The 19161-nt window shown below is 66.2% G+C and carries 23 protein-coding genes, 2 tRNA genes and 1 other RNA gene; 16 read left to right on the forward strand and 10 right to left on the reverse strand.

What is annotated here, in order from left to right; translation table 11 throughout:
- Nucleotides 1-80 precede the first annotated feature (80 nt).
- Nucleotides 81-2057, forward strand: a complete 1977-nt coding sequence (locus ACXJJ9_RS03005) for a peptidylprolyl isomerase (RefSeq protein ID WP_457095759.1) — start codon at nt 81-83, stop codon at nt 2055-2057.
- Nucleotides 2058-2243: 186 nt separating this feature from the next.
- Nucleotides 2244-2714: a hypothetical protein gene (locus ACXJJ9_RS03010; RefSeq protein WP_457095760.1), complete on the forward strand. Its 471-nt coding sequence runs from the start codon at nt 2244-2246 to the stop codon at nt 2712-2714.
- A 60-nt stretch (nt 2715-2774) separates the two neighbouring features.
- On the opposite strand, the gene ACXJJ9_RS03015 is transcribed toward ACXJJ9_RS03010, so the two are convergent.
- From ACXJJ9_RS03015 to gloB, 4 genes are all read right to left on the reverse strand, one after another.
- Nucleotides 2775-3152: a hypothetical protein gene (locus tag ACXJJ9_RS03015; protein WP_457095761.1), complete on the reverse strand. Its 378-nt coding sequence runs from the start codon at nt 3150-3152 to the stop codon at nt 2775-2777.
- 136 nt (nt 3153-3288) lie between these two features.
- Nucleotides 3289-4083 (reverse strand): enoyl-ACP reductase FabI, encoded by a 795-nt coding sequence (locus ACXJJ9_RS03020; protein ID WP_457095762.1) that lies wholly within the window; start codon nt 4081-4083, stop codon nt 3289-3291.
- Between the two features lie 143 nt (nt 4084-4226).
- Nucleotides 4227-5492, reverse strand: a complete 1266-nt coding sequence (locus tag ACXJJ9_RS03025) for a transglycosylase SLT domain-containing protein (RefSeq protein ID WP_457095763.1) — start codon at nt 5490-5492, stop codon at nt 4227-4229.
- Nucleotides 5489-6253 (reverse strand): hydroxyacylglutathione hydrolase, encoded by a 765-nt coding sequence (gene gloB / locus ACXJJ9_RS03030; RefSeq protein ID WP_457095764.1) that lies wholly within the window; start codon nt 6251-6253, stop codon nt 5489-5491. The genes ACXJJ9_RS03025 and gloB overlap by 4 nt, the downstream gene beginning before the upstream one ends.
- 52 nt (nt 6254-6305) lie before the next feature.
- Between gloB and ACXJJ9_RS03035 the strand changes: the two genes are divergently transcribed.
- The 3 genes from ACXJJ9_RS03035 (at nt 6306) to dnaQ (ending at nt 8368) form a co-directional block, all read left to right on the forward strand.
- On the forward strand, nt 6306-7052 hold the full coding sequence (locus tag ACXJJ9_RS03035; RefSeq protein ID WP_457095765.1) for a methyltransferase domain-containing protein: 747 nt from the start codon (nt 6306-6308) through the stop codon (nt 7050-7052).
- A complete protein-coding gene (gene rnhA, locus ACXJJ9_RS03040) occupies nt 7049-7513 on the forward strand; it encodes a ribonuclease HI (protein WP_310051749.1) in 465 nt (154 codons plus the stop codon). The genes ACXJJ9_RS03035 and rnhA overlap by 4 nt, the downstream gene beginning before the upstream one ends.
- Before the next feature lie 96 nt (nt 7514-7609).
- Nucleotides 7610-8368, forward strand: coding sequence for a DNA polymerase III subunit epsilon (gene dnaQ / locus ACXJJ9_RS03045; protein ID WP_457095766.1), 759 nt, complete (start codon nt 7610-7612; stop codon nt 8366-8368).
- Nucleotides 8369-8391: 23 nt separating this feature from the next.
- On the opposite strand, the gene ACXJJ9_RS03050 is transcribed toward dnaQ, so the two are convergent.
- Both ACXJJ9_RS03050 and ACXJJ9_RS03055 read right to left on the reverse strand, forming a co-directional pair.
- Nucleotides 8392-9096, reverse strand: coding sequence for a PP2C family protein-serine/threonine phosphatase (locus ACXJJ9_RS03050; protein WP_310051754.1), 705 nt, complete (start codon nt 9094-9096; stop codon nt 8392-8394).
- 132 nt (nt 9097-9228) lie between these two features.
- Nucleotides 9229-9319: transfer RNA gene (locus ACXJJ9_RS03055), tRNA-Ser, on the reverse strand.
- A gap of 149 nt (nt 9320-9468) precedes the next feature.
- Between ACXJJ9_RS03055 and ACXJJ9_RS03060 the strand changes: the two genes are divergently transcribed.
- A complete protein-coding gene (locus ACXJJ9_RS03060; RefSeq protein WP_457095767.1) occupies nt 9469-9876 on the forward strand; it encodes a DUF6165 family protein in 408 nt (135 codons plus the stop codon).
- A gap of 6 nt (nt 9877-9882) precedes the next feature.
- On the opposite strand, the gene ACXJJ9_RS03065 is transcribed toward ACXJJ9_RS03060, so the two are convergent.
- Together ACXJJ9_RS03065 and ACXJJ9_RS03070 are read right to left on the reverse strand one after the other, a co-directional pair.
- A complete protein-coding gene (locus tag ACXJJ9_RS03065; RefSeq protein ID WP_310051759.1) occupies nt 9883-10332 on the reverse strand; it encodes a nuclear transport factor 2 family protein in 450 nt (149 codons plus the stop codon).
- 10 nt (nt 10333-10342) lie between these two features.
- On the reverse strand, nt 10343-11401 hold the full coding sequence (locus ACXJJ9_RS03070; RefSeq protein ID WP_457095768.1) for a glycosyltransferase family 9 protein: 1059 nt from the start codon (nt 11399-11401) through the stop codon (nt 10343-10345).
- Between the two features lie 22 nt (nt 11402-11423).
- Between ACXJJ9_RS03070 and ACXJJ9_RS03075 the strand changes: the two genes are divergently transcribed.
- The 6 genes from ACXJJ9_RS03075 (at nt 11424) to ACXJJ9_RS03100 (ending at nt 15241) form a co-directional block, all read left to right on the forward strand.
- Nucleotides 11424-12173: a 3-deoxy-D-manno-octulosonic acid kinase gene (locus ACXJJ9_RS03075; RefSeq protein WP_457095769.1), complete on the forward strand. Its 750-nt coding sequence runs from the start codon at nt 11424-11426 to the stop codon at nt 12171-12173.
- A complete protein-coding gene (locus ACXJJ9_RS03080) occupies nt 12173-12928 on the forward strand; it encodes an MBL fold metallo-hydrolase (protein ID WP_457095770.1) in 756 nt (251 codons plus the stop codon). The genes ACXJJ9_RS03075 and ACXJJ9_RS03080 overlap by 1 nt, the downstream gene beginning before the upstream one ends.
- On the forward strand, nt 12925-13953 hold the full coding sequence (gene moaA, locus ACXJJ9_RS03085) for a GTP 3',8-cyclase MoaA (RefSeq protein ID WP_457095771.1): 1029 nt from the start codon (nt 12925-12927) through the stop codon (nt 13951-13953). The genes ACXJJ9_RS03080 and moaA overlap by 4 nt, the downstream gene beginning before the upstream one ends.
- 42 nt (nt 13954-13995) lie before the next feature.
- Nucleotides 13996-14484: a cyclic pyranopterin monophosphate synthase MoaC gene (gene moaC, locus ACXJJ9_RS03090; RefSeq protein WP_457095772.1), complete on the forward strand. Its 489-nt coding sequence runs from the start codon at nt 13996-13998 to the stop codon at nt 14482-14484.
- Nucleotides 14481-14726 carry a MoaD/ThiS family protein gene (locus ACXJJ9_RS03095; protein WP_457095773.1) on the forward strand — a complete coding sequence of 82 codons (246 nt, stop codon included), beginning with the start codon at nt 14481-14483 and terminating at the stop codon, nt 14724-14726. Before moaC ends, ACXJJ9_RS03095 begins: the two co-directional genes overlap by 4 nt.
- Nucleotides 14727-14821: 95 nt before the next feature.
- The gene (locus ACXJJ9_RS03100; protein ID WP_457095774.1) at nt 14822-15241 is read left to right on the forward strand and encodes a molybdenum cofactor biosynthesis protein MoaE; all 420 of its coding nucleotides are present in this window, start codon (nt 14822-14824) and stop codon (nt 15239-15241) included.
- Between the two features lie 248 nt (nt 15242-15489).
- Here the strand turns inward: ACXJJ9_RS03100 and ffs are convergent.
- Nucleotides 15490-15586: signal recognition particle sRNA small type (ffs, locus tag ACXJJ9_RS03105), an RNA gene on the reverse strand.
- A gap of 72 nt (nt 15587-15658) precedes the next feature.
- Nucleotides 15659-15751 (reverse strand) — tRNA-Ser (locus ACXJJ9_RS03110).
- A gap of 218 nt (nt 15752-15969) precedes the next feature.
- Here ACXJJ9_RS03110 and dnaX point away from each other — a divergent pair.
- Genes dnaX through ACXJJ9_RS03130 form a run of 4 tightly spaced genes read left to right on the forward strand, consistent with a single transcriptional unit; the run spans nt 15970 to nt 19123 of the window.
- A complete protein-coding gene (dnaX, locus tag ACXJJ9_RS03115) occupies nt 15970-17739 on the forward strand; it encodes a DNA polymerase III subunit gamma/tau (protein WP_457095775.1) in 1770 nt (589 codons plus the stop codon).
- A 57-nt stretch (nt 17740-17796) separates the two neighbouring features.
- On the forward strand, nt 17797-18117 hold the full coding sequence (locus tag ACXJJ9_RS03120; protein WP_310051781.1) for a YbaB/EbfC family nucleoid-associated protein: 321 nt from the start codon (nt 17797-17799) through the stop codon (nt 18115-18117).
- Nucleotides 18118-18161: 44 nt separating this feature from the next.
- Nucleotides 18162-18755, forward strand: a complete 594-nt coding sequence (gene recR / locus ACXJJ9_RS03125) for a recombination mediator RecR (RefSeq protein ID WP_457095776.1) — start codon at nt 18162-18164, stop codon at nt 18753-18755.
- 17 nt (nt 18756-18772) lie between these two features.
- Nucleotides 18773-19123, forward strand: a complete 351-nt coding sequence (locus ACXJJ9_RS03130) for a histidine triad nucleotide-binding protein (RefSeq protein ID WP_310051786.1) — start codon at nt 18773-18775, stop codon at nt 19121-19123.
- Nucleotides 19124-19161: the final 38 nt, after the last annotated feature.

Below are 19161 nucleotides of genomic sequence, written 5' to 3' on the forward strand. Positions count from 1 at the left end.
GCGAAATCCATGGCGCTCGACGGCGGGTCAAGACCGGCTCTACACTGCGCGGCTACGTTATCGCCCTTGTTGGTTATCCCATGTTGCAAGCCATTCGCGAAAAAACCTCGGGCTGGATCGCCACCGTGATCCTCGGGTTCATTGCCCTGTTGCTGGTTCCCTTCGGCATCAGCCAGTACCAGGTCCAGCGCAACGAAGACTTTGCCGCGCGCGTCGAAGCGCCGCCGTCGTGGTGGGCGTCGGCGCCGTCCTGGTGGCCCGCGTCGGCACTGTGGGACCATGAGGACGTCACCCGCGAAGAATTCCGTAGCCAGTTCGAGCGCGCGCGCCAGCAGCAGCGTGCTCAGCAGGGCGAGGCATTCGATGCCAGGGAGTTCGAGAGCGCTGAGAACAAGCGCCGGATCCTCGACCAGATGGTCAACCTGAGTGTGCAGAAGCTCGCTGCGCGCTCGGCCGGTGTCACCGTCAGCGACGCGATGGTGCAGAAGGAAGTAATGGGCATCCCGGCGTTCCAGGTCGATGGCAAGTTCAACTACGACCGCTACCGCCTGGCACTGTCTTCCCAGATCCCGCCGCAGACCGAAAAGCAGTTCGAGCGCCTGGTGCGCGAGGGCCTTGAGCAGTCGCTCGTGAATGTCGCGATCGACAAGAGCAGCTTCTATACCCCGGCGGAAACGGACAGGCTGCTCCAGTTGATGTACGAAACCCGCGACGCCAGCGTGCTGCTGTTGCCGCCTCCCGCCGCGGATACCGCTCCGGTGAGCGATGCGGAAATCAAGACGTGGTACGACACGCATGCTGCCGCGTACCGCGCGCCGGAAACGGTGTCGCTGGAGTATGTCGAGGTCAATGCAGCAGAGCTGCCGGTGGCTGCGCCCGATGATGCCGCCTTGCGCGCGCGCTTCGAGCAGGAAAAGAAGCAGTTTGTCGAACAGGAGCAGCGACTGGCCTCGCATATCCTGATCCAGGTCGATGAGAAGGCCGACGCCGCGACCCAGAAGGCCGCTGAAGCCAAGGCGAAGCAGATCTATGCGCAGGCCAAGGCTCCAGGTGCGGATTTCGCTGCGCTTGCCCGCGCCAACAGCGACGACCCGGGCTCGAAGGACAGCGGCGGCGACCTGGGTTGGAACGCCAAGGGCGTGATGGTCCCGGAATTCGACAAGGTCATGTTCGCGCTCAAGCCCGGTGAGATCAGCGAGCCGGTAAAAACCAGCTTCGGTTGGCACATCATCCAGCTGCGCGAGGTCAAGAGCGCGCAGCAGCAGGACTTCGAAGTGGTGCGCGAACAGTTGCTGCGCACGGAAAGCGAGGCGGCGCGCGAGCGTGCGTTCAACGACGTCAGCGGCAAGCTCGTCGACCTGGTCCTGAAGAACCCGTCGTCGTTGGGCCCGGCCGCGAGCGAGCTGAAGCTGCCCGTTCGTACGCTGGGACCGGTCGCCCGCAACTCCAATGAGGGAATCCTTGCCACCGCGGCGGTGAAGCGCCAGGCGTTCGACGAAACGCGCATCCAGGACGGCACCGTCAGCGATCCGATCGAGATCGGTCCCAACCACAGCGTGCTGCTGCGTGTCACCGCGCATACGCCCGAACGCGCCCAGCCACTCGCACAGGTTCGCGATGAGGTGATCGCGGCCGTGCATGCCGATCGCACGCGCAAGGCAGCGGAACAGGAAGCCGACGCGCTGTTGGCCCGCCTGCGCGGCGGCGAGGCGCTGGCGCAGGTCGCCGCGTCGAAGAATCTGCCTCCGCCGAACGTGATCCCGGGCGTACAACGTGGCATGCCGGTGCCGGATCCCGCAGTGTCCGAGGCCATGTTCGCCGCGGCCGTCCCGGCAGAAGGCAAGGTCACGCCGGGCAAGACCACCTTGAAGGGCGGGAATGTCGTGTTGTTCACCGTCGACCGCGTCAAGCCTGGCGATATCGGTGCCATGCCACAGGCCCAGCGTGACCGCACGCGGGACCAGTTGGCGCGCGTAGCCGCCGAAGAGGAACTGCAGGCGCTGGTGCTGTCGCTGCGCAAGGGCATGAAAGTGAAGATCGTCGAGCAGAACCTCTGATCGACGTAACCTCAGGCTTCGCGAAACGAAAAGCCCGGCCTTGCCGGGCTTTTCTTTTTTCGCAGCTCCTGCACATCGCAGGGGCGGGCGGCCAATTGGCCCAATGAATTCTCGCGGGAGTGGCCTCTAACCCGCGGCCGCTCGCACTTTATGGTCGCGACGGGAATCGTCCCGAAGGAGAACACCATGAAGACAAAGTCATTCCGTGGTAGCCGCGTGTTGCCGATGCTGGCCGTGATGGTTGCGGCGCCGATCAGCATTTCCCCGGCATTCGCGCAGGACGCGGCTGGTTGTGCCCGCCAATTCGAACTTGCCCAACGCGTGGATATGGAGTCGTTCCGGGATTACGACCTGGAAACGTGGCTGGCCGGCCACGATGAACGTGCCGTCACCGTATTCGCCAGCGGCGCCAAGCGCATCGGAATCGATGCCATCGAGCAGGCCCTGGCTTCGCATTTCGCCAACCGCGAAGCGGTCTGGAGCTGGACCGAGTTGTATCGTGTCGTTGATGGCTGCCACTCGGCCGTCATCCTGTACGACACCGTGTATGCGATCCCCCGCATCGGCTTCCGCCAACATGCGCTTACGAGCGTCACATATACCCATGACGGCAATAAGTGGCTCTCGATCGCGGATCAGGGAACGCTGCTGCCCTAGCGGGATCTCGCGTCGCGTGACGAGCCGGTCCATGGACCGGCTTCCGTGCCGATCGATCGGCTACTTCAGCTCGAACGCAAACTTGCGCGATGGACCATCTTCGATGGATACCGTGATCGCGTAGTGCCCTGGGGGATCGCCCGGTTCGACCTTCCATGCGTTGAAGATGTAGCCGCTGTCGGCGCGGACTTCCCGCTCGGTGACGATGGATCGGTTGTTCGCGGCAAGCACACGGATACCGATCTTCTCCTTGCCCCAGGTCCGCGGGGGCGAGGGAAGCGTGAGTTCCTCACGCCATCGGATGCGGGGCCTGTCCGTCCGGAGCCGAATGAGCCAGCCATATTGCTGGCCGGCGGTGAGCGGCACTATCCGTGTCGGTTCGAACATGGCCTGGCCGGCCTGTTCGGTTCGATACAGGCCAAAGGTGGCCTGCGTCATGACAACGTCTGGCGTGGGGCGGTTGCATGCACCGGCCATGCATGCAATCGCCACGATCATCGATCGGGCGAGGAAACCGGGAGCGTTCATCGAAAGAGCATGCGCCCCATGGCGCATGCTCCGTGTCATTGCGACGTTACTCGACGTCGAGGCCGGTCATGCCGAGGATGTTGTAACCGGAGTCGACATAGGTGACTTCGCCGGTCACGCCTGCGGCCAGGTCCGAACACAGGAATGCGGCGACGTTGCCGACCTGTTCGATGGTGACGGTACGGCGCAGCGGCGCATTTTCCTCGACATGGCCGAGGATCTTGCGGAAACCGGCAATGCCTGCCGCAGCCAGCGTCTTGATCGGGCCGGCCGAAATCGCGTTGACGCGCGTGCCTTCCGGGCCGAGGTTGTAGGCAAGGTAGCGCACGGTCGCTTCCAGGCTGGCCTTCGCCACGCCCATCACGTTGTAACCGGCCAGGGCGCGCTCCGCGCCGAGGTAACTGAGGGTCAGGATCGAGCCATTGCGACCCTGCATCTGCGGGCGCGCGGCCTTGGCGATCGCGGCGAGCGAGTAGGCGGAGATGTCGTGGGCGATCGCGAAGTTTTCGCGGGTCAGGCCATCCAGGAACTGGCCGGCGATCGCTTCGCGCGGCGCATAGGCGATGGCGTGGACGAGGATGTCGAAACCGTCGGTCCAGTGCTTGCCCAGTTCGGCGAAGCAGTCGGCGATCTGCTGGTCGCTGGTGACGTCCAGCGGAATCACGATATTGCTGCCGTATTCCTCGGCCGCCTTCTCGACGCGGGATTTGAGCTTGTCGGTCTGATACGTGAAAGCCAGCTGCGCGCCTTCGCGATGCATGGCTTCGGCAATGCCGCTGGCGATGGAACGTTCGCTGGCGATGCCGGTGATCAGTGCGCGCTTGCCTTGCAGGAAACCCATGACTCGTCCTCGTGTTGGCCGCGTGGGGGCGGCTGAGCAAAGGCTCTAGTGTAGCGGAGGGGTGGAAGCCGGTTGTTGCTGGCGGGCAGGAGGAGCCTTGAGTCAGCCGGGCATGACCCAAACCGGTTTCACGGCAACCGGTTTCAGGGCGTGGCGGCGGCCGTCTTCGGCACATCGCCGGCAGGGGCGCCGGCATCGATCAGCAACACCGTTCCGGGGCGCAGGACGCTGTCGGCGTCGAGCCCGTTGCGCTCGAGCAGGACGCCCGCGCGCAGCCCGTAGCGCGTGGCGATCTTCGAGGCGTTCTCGCCGCGCAGGACGGTGTGGCGGCGCGCGGTGCTCTGCGGCTCGGGAGGGGCGGGGGTATCGGTCGGCATGGCCTGGGATGGCGAGCCATCCGCCGCTGCGATGGGGACGGCGACGTCCGCCAGGACAGTGCCGGGCGCAGGCGGGTCGGAGGCCTTCATTGCTACGGGCGTGGAAGCGGTGACGTCGAGCGCGCCCGAAGCGGAAGACTCCGGCCCGGCAGCGGCCACGGCCAGCAGGCGCGCGGGCTTGCCGTCGGCCCGTGTGATCCGCCCGCCGGCAAAGGCGGGATTGAGCCGTTGCAACTGCGCGGCATCCTGCCCGTTGCGCCGGGCCCAGCCAGCGATGTCGATGACGCCCTCCGGCAGCGTCACGGTCTGCAGGCGCGGCACGGGCCGATCGAGCGCCTGCAGCCATTCCTCGCGATCGTCGGCCTGCTCGAGCAGGCAGGACAGCGCGTGCAGCTTGCGGACGTAGGCGTGGGTGATCGGCGAGAGGCCGGGAAGCGTTTCCGGCGTGGCGTTGCGTGCGACCTGACCGCCGCGCTTGAGGGCGCCCATCACCCGATATTCGCCGGCGTTGTATGCCATCACTGCCAACCGCCAGTCGCCGGCGAACATTCCATACAAGGTTTTCAGGTAGCGCACCGCAGCCGTGGTGGAGTCCACCGGCGACAACCGGCCGTCGTACCCGGCCCGAATCGACACCTTATGGTCGCGCGCTGTCACCGCGATCATCTGCCACAGCCCCGCCGTCCCTTGCGGGCTGCGCGCGCCTGGCTTGTAGCCACTTTCGACAAAGGGAATCAACGCGAATTCGGTCGGCAGGTGCGCCGCCCGGACGGAATCCACCACGTAGCCGAACAGTGGCAGCACGTCATCGTTGCCCGCAGCCAGTTGCCCGGGGGCATGGGCGAAGTGAGCCTGCCAGCGTGCACTGGCGGCGTCCTTGCAGTCCGGGTCGGCCAGGCCCTCCCGGAAGCGCTGGTAGATCTCGCGGCCGTTGCGGGTCCCAGCCTCGGTGAGGACGGCGTCGGCAGCGCTTGCGCATGCCGGCACCGCCAGCAGCAGGGCCAGCGCTAGTCCCGCGGCACGGGCCGTCATGACGTGAACCCGTCCTTCCAGCGCCGCAGTTCGGCAAAGGCTTCGACCCTGTCGGCAGGAACGCCGCCAAGGCGAGCCTCGATGGTGCGGCGGACCTCGGGGGCGTCGATCCGCAGGAACGGATTGGTGGCCAGTTCATTGGCCAGCGTGCTGGGCAGGGTAGGCAGTCCACGGTCCCGCATGGTCCGGGCCTCCTCGGTACGACGCCGCAGCGCCAGGTTGCCGGGTTCTACCACGCTCGCGAAGCGGCCGTTGTTAACCGTGTACTCATGCCCGCAACAGATCAGCACCTCCCCGGGAAGACTTGCCAGTTTTGTGAGCGAGGCCAGCATTTGCGCGGGGGTCCCCTCGAACAGGCGGCCGCAGCCCAGACTGAACAAGGTGTCGCCACAGAACACGAGTCCTTCGCCATGGAAGGCGATATGGCTGAGGGTATGGCCGGGGATTTCCATGACCGCGAACCGCCAGCCCTCGATTTCGACGCCATGGCCTTCGCCGACACGGCGGGTGGCATGGCCGATGCGCGGGTCATCCGGGGCAATGACCGCCAGATCGGGCCACTTTTGCAGGAGATCGCCAACGCCGCCGATGTGGTCCGGATGATGGTGGGTGAGCAGTATGGCGATGGGCTGCAAACCCTCCGCGGCGGCCGCCAGCACCGGGCCGGCCTCGCCAGGGTCGACGATCAGCGCCCGTCCGGCCTCGTCCGCCAGGGTCCAGATGTAGTTGTCGGCAAACGCGGGCAGCGGACGCAGTTGCATGCTTGGCTCCGTTGAACACCCATCCCGAGCGGCGATCCCTCACAATCCGACCATGCCCCCGCTCGCCGCAACCCGTCAATCCGAAGGCCCGCTGGCCTGGTTCGGCAGTGCTGCCGGGCAGGGGCTGCTCGCGGTCGAGGCCGCGGCCATGGCGCGGGTGCTGGCCGGCATTCCCGCGCTGCCCTGGTGCTGGCTTGGCGTCCCGGGCGCCGTGCCGCCGGACGCGCCGGGCGGACGTGGCGTGCTGCTGCGGCGGGATGGCGAACATTTCGATGACTTCCGCTTCACGGGAGCACTCCGCTGCAGCCTGCCGCTGCCGCTGGCCAATGAGAGTTTCGGCGCCGTCCTGCTTCAGCACACGGTGGACGACGGCTTCGACATCGATGAATTACTGGGCGAATGCGAGCGCATCCTCGCGCCCGGCGGCACGTTGTGGCTGGCGACGCTCAATGCCTGGAGCCCGTACCGCGCACGCTGGGGCCGTACCGGGCTGCACGCCCGCGTTACCGGCAGTTGGCAGGCGTCGCTGCGACGGGCTGGTTTCGCACTGGATTCGGTGAACCTGCAGTGGCTGGGCCCTCGTTGGCGCATGGATCGGGGCGAGGTTGGCGTCGGCATGAACGACTGGCTGCGCGCTGGCATCGCCCTGAGCGTGAACAAGCGCGTCCATGCGTTGACGCCGCTGGCGCCCAAGCACAGCTTCCGGCTGCAGGGCGCCGCGCACTCTCGCGTGTCATGGCGTTTTGAAGAGCTGCGATCCGAACAACTGCGACGTCAGGCAGCGATAATCCGTAAATGACACAAGCACAACGAAAGTCGGTCGAGGTCCATACCGATGGCGCCTGCCTCGGCAACCCCGGACCCGGCGGCTGGGCTGCGCTGCTGCGCTATGGCCGCCACGAGCGCGAGGTCGTCGGCGGCGAAGCGGCGACCACCAACAACCGGATGGAATTGATGGCCGCGATTTCGGGGCTCGAAGCGCTGTCCGAAGGTTGCGAAGTCACCCTGTTTACGGATTCGCAGTACGTGCGCCAGGGCATCACGGAATGGATGCCGGGCTGGGTGCGGCGCGGCTGGAAGACCGCGGGCGGGGATCCAGTGAAGAACCGGGAATTGTGGGAGCGCCTGCACGCCGCCACCGGACGCCACCGCATCGAATGGAAGTGGGTGAAGGGGCACTCGGGTGATCCCGACAACGAACGCGTCGATGTCCTGGCGCGCAACCAGGCCCTGCGTTTCAAGCAGGGTGTCGCCGTCTAGGGCGATCGTGAATTTGTAACCCGTCGTTTTGTAACCCGTCGTTCCAGCTGGCCGCCAGGCCTTAAGCTTCCGACCTGTAACTGCCAAGAGTGCCCGATGCGCCAGATCATCCTCGACACAGAAACCACCGGCCTGAGCTGGGCCAGCGGCAACCGGGTCGTGGAAATCGGCTGCGTCGAGATGGTGGAGCGCCGCCCGACTGGCCGCACCTTCCACTGTTACCTCAATCCCGAGCGCGAGTTCGAAGCCGGCGCGCAGGAAGTCACCGGTTTGACGCTGGAGTTCCTTGCCGACAAGCCGTTGTTCGCCGCCGTCGCCGATGAATTCCTCGCCTTTATCGAAGGCGCCGAGCTGGTGATCCACAATGCGGCCTTCGACGTCGGGTTCCTCGACAACGAACTGCGCCTGCTGGGCCCGCAGTACGGCGCGCTCGCCGACCGCTGCACCATCGAGGACACGCTGCTGCTCGCGCGCCAGCGCTTCCCCGGCCAGCGCAACTCGCTGGATGCACTGTGCAAGCGGTTCGACGTCGACAATACCCATCGCCAGCTGCACGGCGCGCTGCTCGATGCGCAGTTGCTGGCGGAGGTCTTCATCGGGCTGACGTCCGGCCAGGGCGAAATCGGTTTCGAAGCCGGGGCGGAGGCCGCGGCCGGCGCTGCGGCCGTCGCGTTCGAAGTCGACCTGCGTGCCCCGCGTCCGCGTGTCGTCGTGGATGCGGCGGACGTCGCGGCGCACGAGTCCCGGCTCGCGCAGTTGCGCAAGAAGGCGGGGAAGGTGTTGTGGGATGCGTGGGCCGACGAGGCTCAATCGGCCGAGGCGGCCCTGGACGAGCTGGCCGCCATTCCCGCCTGAGACCCCGTAGCGGGGGGGCGCGCTCAGTGATTGCGGACCAGCACCACGGTCACGTTGTCCGAGCCACCGCCGTCGAGTGCCGCCGCGACCAGCTCGTCCACGCACTCCTGTGCGCTGCAATCGCTGTGCGACAGCACCTTGGCGATGTTGCGGTCTTCCACTTCCTCGGTCAGGCCATCGCTGCATAGCAGCAGCTGCATGCCTGGGCGCAGTTCGCCGGTCATGGTCTCGACGTTCAGGCTGCGCGGGTCGGTCACGCCCAGCGCCTGCGTCACCACGTTGCGGTGAGGGTGGCTGCGTGCCTGCTCATGGGTTATCGCCCCATTGGCAATCAGCTCCTGTACGTAGCTGTGGTCCTGGGAGAGCTGCACCAGCTGGTTGTCGCGCCACAGGTAGACGCGGCTGTCGCCAACCCAGGCCACTTCGAAGCGGCCGCCGCTGACGCGGGCGGCCACGACGGTGGTGCCCATCGGCAATGCGTCGTGGCGGCGTCGGGAGATGCGGATGATTTCCTCGTCGGCGATGCGGATCGCGGTGGCAAGCGGCGTGCCATCGCGGATCTCACGGACGATGGTCTCGCGGGCCAATGCGCTGGCGACCTCGCCATATTCGTGCCCACCCATCCCGTCAGCGACCAGCCACAGGCCCAGTTCACTGTCCCCGTAATAGGTGTCCTCGTTGAGTTCCCGACGCAGGCCGACATGCGTCAGGTGTCCGAATTCGATCATTGGGAAACCGCGGCGAGGAGGGCTTTCGGAAGGGTGAACGCGATAATCGTGGTGGAGCGGCCGTAAAGGCAAGCGCCGGCACCGCCCGGCCGAAAAGCAAAACGCCCCTCGAAAGGGGCGTTTTGCTCGATCTGGCGGAGAGGGAGGGATTCGAACCCTCGGTACGCTATAAACGTACGCCTGATTTCGAGTCAGGTACATTCAACCACTCTGCCACCTCTCCGGAAGTGGGCCGCGAATGATACGTGCCGGGCCCAGTCCCGGCAAGTTTCCGGGCGGGGAAGCTACACTGTCGCCTTCGACAGGTCGGGTGGTCTGCTCGCCCTTCCTCCTCCCGCCGCGGCAAGCGCCCGGCCCAAAACGGTTCCCCCCATGTCCGAAATCCTGGTTCCGGTGTCCTTCGGTGAGCTGCTCGACAAGCTCGCCATCCTGCAGATCAAGTCCGAGCGCATGAGCGACGAGGCCAAGCTCGCCAACGTGCGCAACGAGCTCTCGGCGCTGGAACAGACCTGGATGGGGCATCCGGCCGCGGGCAAGGACATCGTGGAACTGCGCGCAGCGCTCAAGGCCGTGAACGAGCGCCTGTGGGTGATCGAGGACGACATCCGCATCAAGGAAAAGGCGCAGGAGTTCGATGCCGAATTCATCCGCCTCGCCCGCAGCGTCTACTTCGAGAACGACGAACGCGCGCGCATCAAGAAGGACATCAACCTCGCACTGGGCTCGGCCTATGTCGAGGAGAAGTCCTACCAGGACTACAGGGCGGGCGCCGCGCCGTAAGGCGTTTCAGTTGTCCGTTTCCAGCTGCAGGTTGCCATCGAGCACCCGCAGATTGAAACGGAACAGCGTGATCCGCCATGTGCCGTCCATCCGCGCCAGGCGGAAGTCGTAGCTGCCGATGAACGTGCGCACGTTGCGGCCGCTGGCTGTCGGCCGGTAGTGGGTGGCCGTGCCGTAGCAGTAGGCTTCCGCGGCATCGCCGTCCACCGTGATGCGCAGGTTGCCGATCTGGTGATGCACGGCCTGGATCGGCTGCAGGCCGGTTTCCCACGTCGCCGCCATTTCGGGGCCGGCGACTTCGAACGGCTCGCCGCCGACCAGCGAGGTCATGTCGACATGCAGTCGCGGCGCCAGTGCCGCACGCACCGTCGCCCAATCGCGGTTGTCGGTGCCGATGAACAGCCCGTGGATCACGTCGCCTATGGCGTCCTTGTCGATCAGCGTTTCCAGGTTCATTGAATCTCCTTCAGTCCGTGTAGTCCGTGACATAGCGTTCGAATGCGGCGATCGCATCATTGACGGTGGCCAGGTCCATGACGCCGTCGTGCTCGATCTTGGTGCCCCATTTCAGTTCCGATGCTGGCCGGCCGAGGTACTTGCGGGCCGCGTCGTCGTAGCGGTCCACGCAATAGCGGCGATCGGAATAGGGCCCGCTGCGTGCGGGATTGCTCGCTGCATGCAACCCCAGCACTTTTGCCCCCATCGCGTTGGCGATGTGCATCGGGCCCGAATCCGGCGTCATCACCAGGTCGGCCCGTTCAAGCAGGGCAGGGAGCTGCTTGAGCGTGTCCTTGCCGACCAGGTCCAGGGCGGGGGCCTTCATGGCGGCAAGGATCGCATCCGTGGTTTCGCGCTCCAGCTGGCTGCGGCCACCGCAAAGCACGATGCGCCAGCCGCGCGCGGCGGCGTGATCGGCGACGGCGGCGTAGCGGTCTGCTCGCCAGTTGCGCAGCTTGTGGCTGGAGCAGGGCGATATCAGCAGCGTCTGTGAGCCGTCCTCGATCCACTGGGCATGCGCCCATTCGCGCGCGGCATCCGGTACCGGCAGGTCCCAGCGCACCTGCGTCTGCTTGAGTCCAAGCGGTTCGCAGAAGCTGCCGATGGCATCCAGGACATGGAGACCGGGGCTGTCGGGGATGCGCTCGTTGATGAAGAGGCCGTGGAGGTCCTTGGAACGGGAACGGTCATACCCAACGCGGAGCTCGGCTGGAATGAAGGCCGACAGCAGATTGGCGCGCGCTGCCACCTGCATCTGCAGCAGCACCTCGTAACCGCGGCCGCCCGTGCGTTCGCGCAGCTGGCTGCGCAGGGCGCGCATGCCCGCGAAGCCGGTCTTCTTGTCGTACTCGGCGAAGTCGACACCGGGCAGTCCCTCCAGCAGCCGGTGCTCGCCCTTGCCGATGACCCAGGTCAACGCGATCTGCGGCCACGCAGCCTGCAGGGTGCGCACCAGCGGCACGACGTGGGTGACATCGCCCAGTGCGGACAAGCGCAGCAGGCAGATCGACAGGGGTGCTTGCGGCATGGGTCTTGCTAGACTCGGTGGGATGACAGGTTATGACGCTGCCGAAGGATTGATGCCGTTCCGCGACGAGCGCGGCTACGGCGCGATTCTGTTCGACAACACGCGCGTGCGACAAGCCAAGCCGGAATGGTTCCTGCCGGCGTTCTGGGGCGAGCAGGCCCGACCGGTTGCGAGTGGTGGCCGTGGCGGCGCGTGGTTCGTGGATGCGCCGTTCGGTTCGAGTGTCCTGCGTTGCTACCTGCGCGGCGGGCTGGCTGCCAATTTCAGCCGTGACCGTTACTGGTGGCGGGGTGCCAACCGCACCCGCAGCTTCGCCGAATTCCGCCTCACCCGGGGAATGGCAGCCAAAGGCGTGCCGGTGCCCAGGCCGATCGCCGCGTATTACCGGCGCGAGGGCCATTTCTACAGTGCGGCCATCCTGATCGAGCGCATCGATGACGTGCGCACACTGGCTGACCGTGCCGTCGTCGCCGGCGACGGCGCACCATGGGAAGAGGCCGGCCGGTTGATCGCCCGTATCCATCGCGCCGGCCTGGACCACGCCGACCTCAACGCCCACAACCTGCTGTTCGACCCGACCGGCCGCGGTTGGGTGATCGACCTCGATCGTGGCGAGCAGCGCATTCCCGCCACCGGCTGGCGCGAAGGCAACCTGGCACGCCTGAAGCGTTCGCTGTTGAAACTGCGCGGTGCGCGCCCCATCGAGGAAGTAGAGCGGGATTTCGCCCGTTTGCGCGCGGCCTACGACCGCGTCTGGGCACGAGGCACTTGATGGGCTGGAGTCTGCGACTGCAGGGAGTCGGCAACGCGTCAGCGGTTCAATTGGGATCGGCGATGGCCACGATCGAGCGCGATGGCGCGCCGTGGCTCACGATCGATTGCGGCAACGAAGGCCTGAGCCACTACCTCGCGCAGTACGGCGAAGCGCCGCGCGCGTTGTTCATCACCCACACCCACCTCGATCACGTCGCCGGTTTCGAGCGCCTGTTCGTTTCCAGCTACTTCGATGAAAGCAGGCGCGGCAGGGTGCGCCTCTATGTCCCCGCGGCACTCGTGCCGCTGCTGCACCAGCGCGTGGGCGACTATCCCAACCCGCTGGCCGAAGGCGGAGCGAACTTCTGGGACGCCTTCCAGGTGATCCCGGTCGGGGCTTCGTTCTGGCACGACGGCGTGCGGCTGGAGGTGTTCGCCACGCGCCATCACTGGCCCGAGACTTCCTTCGGCCTGCGCCTCCAGGGCAGCGTCGTGTGGACGGGCGATACGCGGCCGATTCCCGAGCAGCTGGCCAAGTACGCCAATGCCGGCGAACTGGTCGCCCACGACTGCGCGCTGCATGGCAATCCCTCGCACAGCGGCATCGACGATCTCGAACGTGAATACCCTGCCGAGTTGCTTTCGCGCTGCCTGCTCTATCACTACGCCAGCCACGAGGAAGGCGAAGCCCTGGCCGCGCGCGGCCATCGCGTGGCGAAAGCGGACGACGTGATCGGCCTGGCCGATCCGAGCGCGCCCAGGGCGCAGCCGTGAAAGGGGAAGCCGCAATCGTCGTCCCGGCCGGCGTCCACGACGCGCTGGGTCGTCCGCTGCGCGATTTGCGCCTGTCCGTGATCGAAGCCTGCAATTTCCGTTGTCCGTACTGCATGCCGGCGGAGCGGGTGCCGGAGGACTACGGCTTCGATGCGGCGTCGCGCCTGTCGTTCGACGAGATCGAAACGCTGGTGCGGGGCTTCGTCCAGGCCGGGGTGAGCAAGCTGCGCCTCACCGGGGGCGAGCCATTGCTGCGCAAGCGCCTGCCCGAACTGGTTGCACGGCTGGCCGCCATCGATGGACTCACCGACATCGCACTGACCACCAACGGTTCACTGCTGGCGCCGCAGGCACGTGCGCTGCGCGAGGCGGGACTGCACCGCGTGACGGTCAGCCTCGACGCGCTGGACCCGATGTTGTTCCGCAACCTGTCGGGTGGCCGCGGTGAAGTCGCGGACGTCCTCAAGGGCATCGACGCCGCAACGGCGGCCGGCTTCGCGCCCGTAAAGCTCAACTGCGTGGTGCAGCGCGACATCAACGAGGGTGAAGTGCTGCCGCTGGTGGCGTTCGCGCGCGCGCATGGCCACATCATCCGCTTCATCGAATACATGGACGTGGGCACCTGCAACGGCTGGCGGCGCGAGCGCGTGGTGCCGTCGGCCGAGCTGCGCGACCGCATCCACGCGCAATGGCCGCTGCGGCCGCTGGATGCGCAGTACCGTGGCGAAGTCGCCTCCCGATACGGTTTCGCCGATGGCGTGGGCGAGGTGGGTTTCGTCAGTTCCGTCAGCGAGCCGTTCTGTGGGGACTGCCATCGGGCGCGCGTTTCCGCCGACGGACAGCTTTACACCTGCCTGTTCGCGGGAACCGGACACGATCTGCGAGCGGTACTTCCCCAAGGGGCCGATGCGCTGGCCCGCCATCTGGAAGGGCAATGGTCGCGGCGCAGGGACCGGTACAGCGAACTGCGGGGTCAGGCGAAAGCACCGCGCAAGCATGTCGAGATGTACCTGGTCGGCGGCTGACCTCGGCTACCGCCCGCCACGCGATCAGCGCAGAATGCGCGGGTGAAAAAAACCGCCCGCGTCCTTACCCATGTCGATCCCGCCGGTCGCCCCGCAATGGTGGATGTTTCCGCCAAGCCGCTGACGGCGCGCGAGGCTGCGGCCACGTGCCGGGTACGCTTCCCTGCTGATGTCGCGGTGCAGCTGCGGGGCAGCGGCATGAAAAGCGCCAAGGGCAGCATCGTCGAGACCGCGATCATCGCCGGCACCATGGCCGTGAAGCGCACCCACGAATTGATACCGTTCTGTCATCCCCTGCCGATCGATGGCTGCCGCATCAGCGTGGAATGGAGCGGCGAACGCGACTTGAACATCGAATGCGTGGTCCGCACGACCCACCGCACGGGCGTCGAAATGGAAGCGCTGACCGGTGCAAGCATCGCCGCGTTGACGGTTTACGACATGTGCAAGGCGCTGTCGCACCGCATCCTCGTCGGGCCGGCGAAACTGCTGCGCAAGAGCGGCGGCCGCCACGATTTCGGGAAGGTGTGATGGCCAAGGTGACGATCCTGTACTTCGCTGCACTGCGCGACGCGTCGGGTGTCGCATGCGAGGTCGTGGACAGTGCAGCGCCCGACCTGCGTGCGCTCTACAACGAGCTGCAGGCGCGCCATGCCTTGCCGTTTCCCGTGCGCCAGTTGCGCGTGGCGGTCGATGGCGACTTTGCGGCATGGGACGAGGCGCCACGCGATGGCACTGAAGTCGCGTTCATTCCGCCGGTAAGCGGTGGGTGAGGAAGTGCGTGGTCGATGCCTTATTGGCATCGACCGCACTCCCGAACGCCCGGCCATGGATGGCAGAGGAAAAGTTTCCGAATCAGAGCCCGCAAATGAAACGCTTCACCCTCGCCGATACGCCGTTCGATACCACCACCCTGCGCGCCAACCTGCTGGACGAGCGCGTCGGCGGCTACGCCAGCTTCGAGGGCTGGGTGCGCAATCACAATGCGGACCGCATCGTGCACGGCCTTCGCTACGAAGCCTATGCCGCGCTCGCCGAAAGCGAAGGCGAGAAGGTGCTGGACGAGGCCCTGGAGAAGTTCGACATCATCGACGCCCGTTGCGTGCACCGCGTGGGCGACCTGGCGATCGGCGAACTGGCCGTCTGGGTTGGCGTGAGCGCCGCGCATCGCGATGCGGCGTTCGCCGCGTGTCGCTACGTCATCGACGAGGTGAAGGCGCGCGTGCCGATCTGGAAGCACGAACGCTACCGCGAAGGCGACGCCGGCTGGCTACACCCCGAGCCGTAACGACCGGGGCGAAAATCCTGCTGGTGAAGTGGCCCCTTGGTAAGGAACCGGGGATTTGCGAAGCGAATCTTGGATTTCCATGCGCAGCGACCGAGCCGTGACCAGCCCAGAGTGGAAATCGCTCTGGTGGAAAGCCCCCCTGGTAAGGGGGCGCGGCGAAGCCGCGGGGATCGGAAGCACATAGCGGGACCCGGGATTTGCGAAGCAAATCCTGGGCCGTTTTCGGGCGTAGCCCAAAACGGGCGATGACCCCGCCGGCTTGCCTCGGCACCCGCGTCGATCGATACCGTTGCTGCCTTCCGGCCCTGGCGGGGTTTTCGACCTAGCGTCGCGAGGGGCCGACGGGGCCACCATAGAGACTTGCTGGGATTGCTTGATCAAAGCCACGCATTGCACGTGACCTTGTTGTGATGCGGCTGGCGGAGAGAGGGGGATTCGAACCCCCGAAGCGCGGTTTAGACGCTTACACACTTTCCAGGCGTGCTCCTTCAACCACTCGGACACCTCTCCGCACCTGGCACCGCTGCCCTGAATACGGCATCCGGCCGACGTCAGGGTCCGAGATTCTAGCTTTCGGGCGGGTTTCGAACAAGCCACGGGACTACCAGCGGCCAGTCCTCTGTGCGCTGCGGCGCGTTCCAGTGTCCAGGCGGGCAAGGTTTTTCGCGGCGCGGGTCTTTCGCGACGCGGCGCGGGCAAAGTTCTTCGCGGCGCGGCAGAATGACGACATGTCCTATCTCGTCCTCGCCCGGAAGTGGCGCCCCAAGCGTTTTGCCGAACTGGTCGGGCAGGAGCACGTGGTCCGCGCGCTCACCAACGCGCTGGATTCGGGCCGTGTCCACCATGCTTTCCTGTTCACAGGCACGCGCGGCGTGGGCAAGACCACGATTGCGCGCATCTTCGCCAAGTCGTTGAACTGCGAACGTGGCACCTCGGCCGATCCCTGCGGCGAATGCGAGACCTGCCGGGCCATCGATGCCGGCCGCTACATCGACCTGCTGGAAATCGACGCGGCGAGCAATACCGGTGTCGACAACGTCCGTGAGCTGATCGAGAACGCGCAATACCTGCCGTCGCGCGGTCGCTACAAGGTCTACCTGATCGACGAAGTGCACATGCTGTCGAAGGCGGCGTTCAACGCGCTGCTGAAGACACTGGAAGAGCCGCCGGAGCACGTGAAGTTCCTGTTCGCGACGACCGATCCCGAGAAATTGCTGGTCACGGTGTTGTCGCGCTGCCTGCAATTCAACCTGAAGCGCCTGGACGAGCAGCAGATCACCGGGCAGATCACGCGCATCCTGGAGGCCGAAGGCATCCCGGCCGACGCTGCTGCGATCCGCCAGCTCGCCAAGGCGGCGGATGGCAGCCTGCGCGATGGCCTATCGCTGCTGGACCAGGCGATTGCCTACACGGGCGGCAAGCTCGACGACGCGGCGGTGGCGACGATGCTGGGTACCGTCGATCGCATGCGCGTCGGTGCGCTGCTGGCGGCACTCGCGCGCGGCGATGGCCCCGCCCTGTTGGCGGAAGTGGGCGTGCTGGCCGAATTCTCACCCGATTGGAGCGGGGTGCTGGATGCGCTCGCCGATGCACTGCATCGCGTGCAGGTGCGCCAGCTCGTGCCGGAGGCCCCGGTCGACGGCGAGGGCGTCGATATCGATGCGCTGGCTGCCGCGTTGCGTCCCGAGGTCGTGCAGCTCTGGTACCAGATGGCCCTCAACGGCCGCCGTGACCTGCCGTTGGCTCCGAGCCCGCGTGCCGGTTTCGAGATGAGCGTGCTGCGCATGCTCGCGTTCCGTCCCGTTGAAGGCGAGGGCGCACGTGGCCCGTCCGTGACCACCCCGACCCGTGGCGAAACCGCGCCGCCGCGCGCGGCCGCGATGGCGGCACCCGATACGAGCCGGTCGGCGGCGAATGCCGCACGCGAGGCATTGGCTCGCAACGTCGCACCGCAGGCGCCTGCGGTGCGCGAACCCGACGTCGCGCCGGCTGCCGCGCCGGCGGCCATGCCGGAACCGGTGCCCGCGCCGGCGCCGGCACCCGTCGACATGCCAGCGCCACGCATGGCTGAGCCAGCGCCAGAGTCAGCAATATCCGCCTCCGCCTTGGCGGATGCGGACGCCTGGCACGCAATGGTCGCCAACAGCGGTCTGCGCGGTCCCGCCCGCCTGCTCGCCGAACATTCGGTCTTCATCGGCTACAACGGCACGCTGCTGCGCCTGGCCTTGCCGACTTCGGACGAGCATCTCAAGTCCAGCGCATTGACTGCGATGGTGGCCAATGCGTTGGCGCCGGTACTGGGTGCCGCGCCGGAAATCCGCTTCGAGAATGCTCCCGCGCAGGGAGAGTCGTTGCGGGAACGCAACGAGCGCGCGCGCGATGAGCGCCAGACGGCGGCAGAAACCGCTTTCATGAACGATCAGGACGTCCAGCGGTTGATATCCCAGCACGGCGCGAAGCTGGTGCCGGACTCGATCCGTCCTTTCGACGAGAATTAGTTTCGTTCCCCATGCCGACGTCGATCGACGCGGCGCATCAATCAAGAGAGCAAGACTATGCGTGGCAACATCGCCCAAATGATGCAGCAGGCCCAGCGCATGCAGGAAAACCTGCAGCGTGCGCAGGAAGAGATCGCAAAGATCGAGGTCACCGGTTCGGCCGGGGGCGGCATGGTCACGGTGACGCTCACCGGCCGCAAGGAGTGCCGCAAGGTGCGCATCGATCCGAGCGTGCTGTCGGACCAGGAAATGGTCGAGGACCTGATCGCCGCGGCGTTCAACGATGCCTCGAACAAGATCGACGAGGAATCGCAGGCGAAGATGTCGGCTGCCACCGCCGGCATGCAGTTGCCGCCGGGAATGAAGCTTCCGTTCTGACGCGGTGCCTCCTTCCGTGAGCGTGACTTCGTGAGCGTGACTTCGTGAGTGTGTTGCTCGAACAACTGATCGAAGCACTGCGCGTGCTGCCTGGCGTCGGGCCGAAGTCGGCCCAACGCATGGCCTACCACGTGCTCGAGCGTGACCGGGACGGCGGCACGCGGCTGGCGCAGGCGCTGTCCGCGGCCGTCGAGAAGGTCGGCCACTGCGCCCGCTGCCGCGACTTCAGCGAGACCGAAGTGTGCGCCACCTGCACCAGCGCTTCGCGGGACGCCTATCTGTTGTGTGCGGTCGAATCGCCGGCCGACCGGCTTGCCATCGAGCAGGCAACGGGCTATCGCGGCCTGTATTTCGTCCTGCAGGGGCGGTTGTCGCCACTGGACGGGATTGGTCCGCGTGAACTCGGCCTCGACCGCCTTGCCTCGCGCCTGGCCGAGGGTGAGGTGCAGGAATTGATCATCGCCACGAATCCCACCGTGGAAGGCGAGGCCACCGCACATTACCTGGCGCAACTGGCACGCCAGCACAAGGTTCGCCCGAGCCGGCTCGCGCATGGCGTGCCGCTCGGCGGCGAACTGGAATACGTGGACCGTGGCACGCTGTCGCACGCGTTCGGCAGTCGCAGCGAAATGCCCTGATTTCAGGAGAAGAATCGATGGCAGACACTCTCTTCCACAAGATCATCCGGCGCGAGATCCCCGCAGACATCGTCTACGAAGACGAGCATCAGATCGCGTTCCGCGACATCGCGCCGCAAGCGCCGGTACACGTGCTGTTCGTGCCCAAGGTCGATATCGCCACGCTCAATGACGTGCAGGCCTCGCAGGCGGAAGTGATAGGGCGCCTGCACGTGGCGGCGGCGAATTACGCCAAGCAGCAGGGCTTCGCCGATGATGGCTACCGCGTGGTCATGAACTGCAACGGCCATGGCGGGCAGACCGTATTCCAGGTCCATCTGCACCTGCTGGCGGGCGCGCCGCTGGGCCGCTTCGGCACGCCGAGATGACAACGCCCGGCATGGCCGGGCGTTGTCTGCTTCCGAAA

This window comes from Lysobacter sp. P5_B9 (assembly GCF_054049835.1).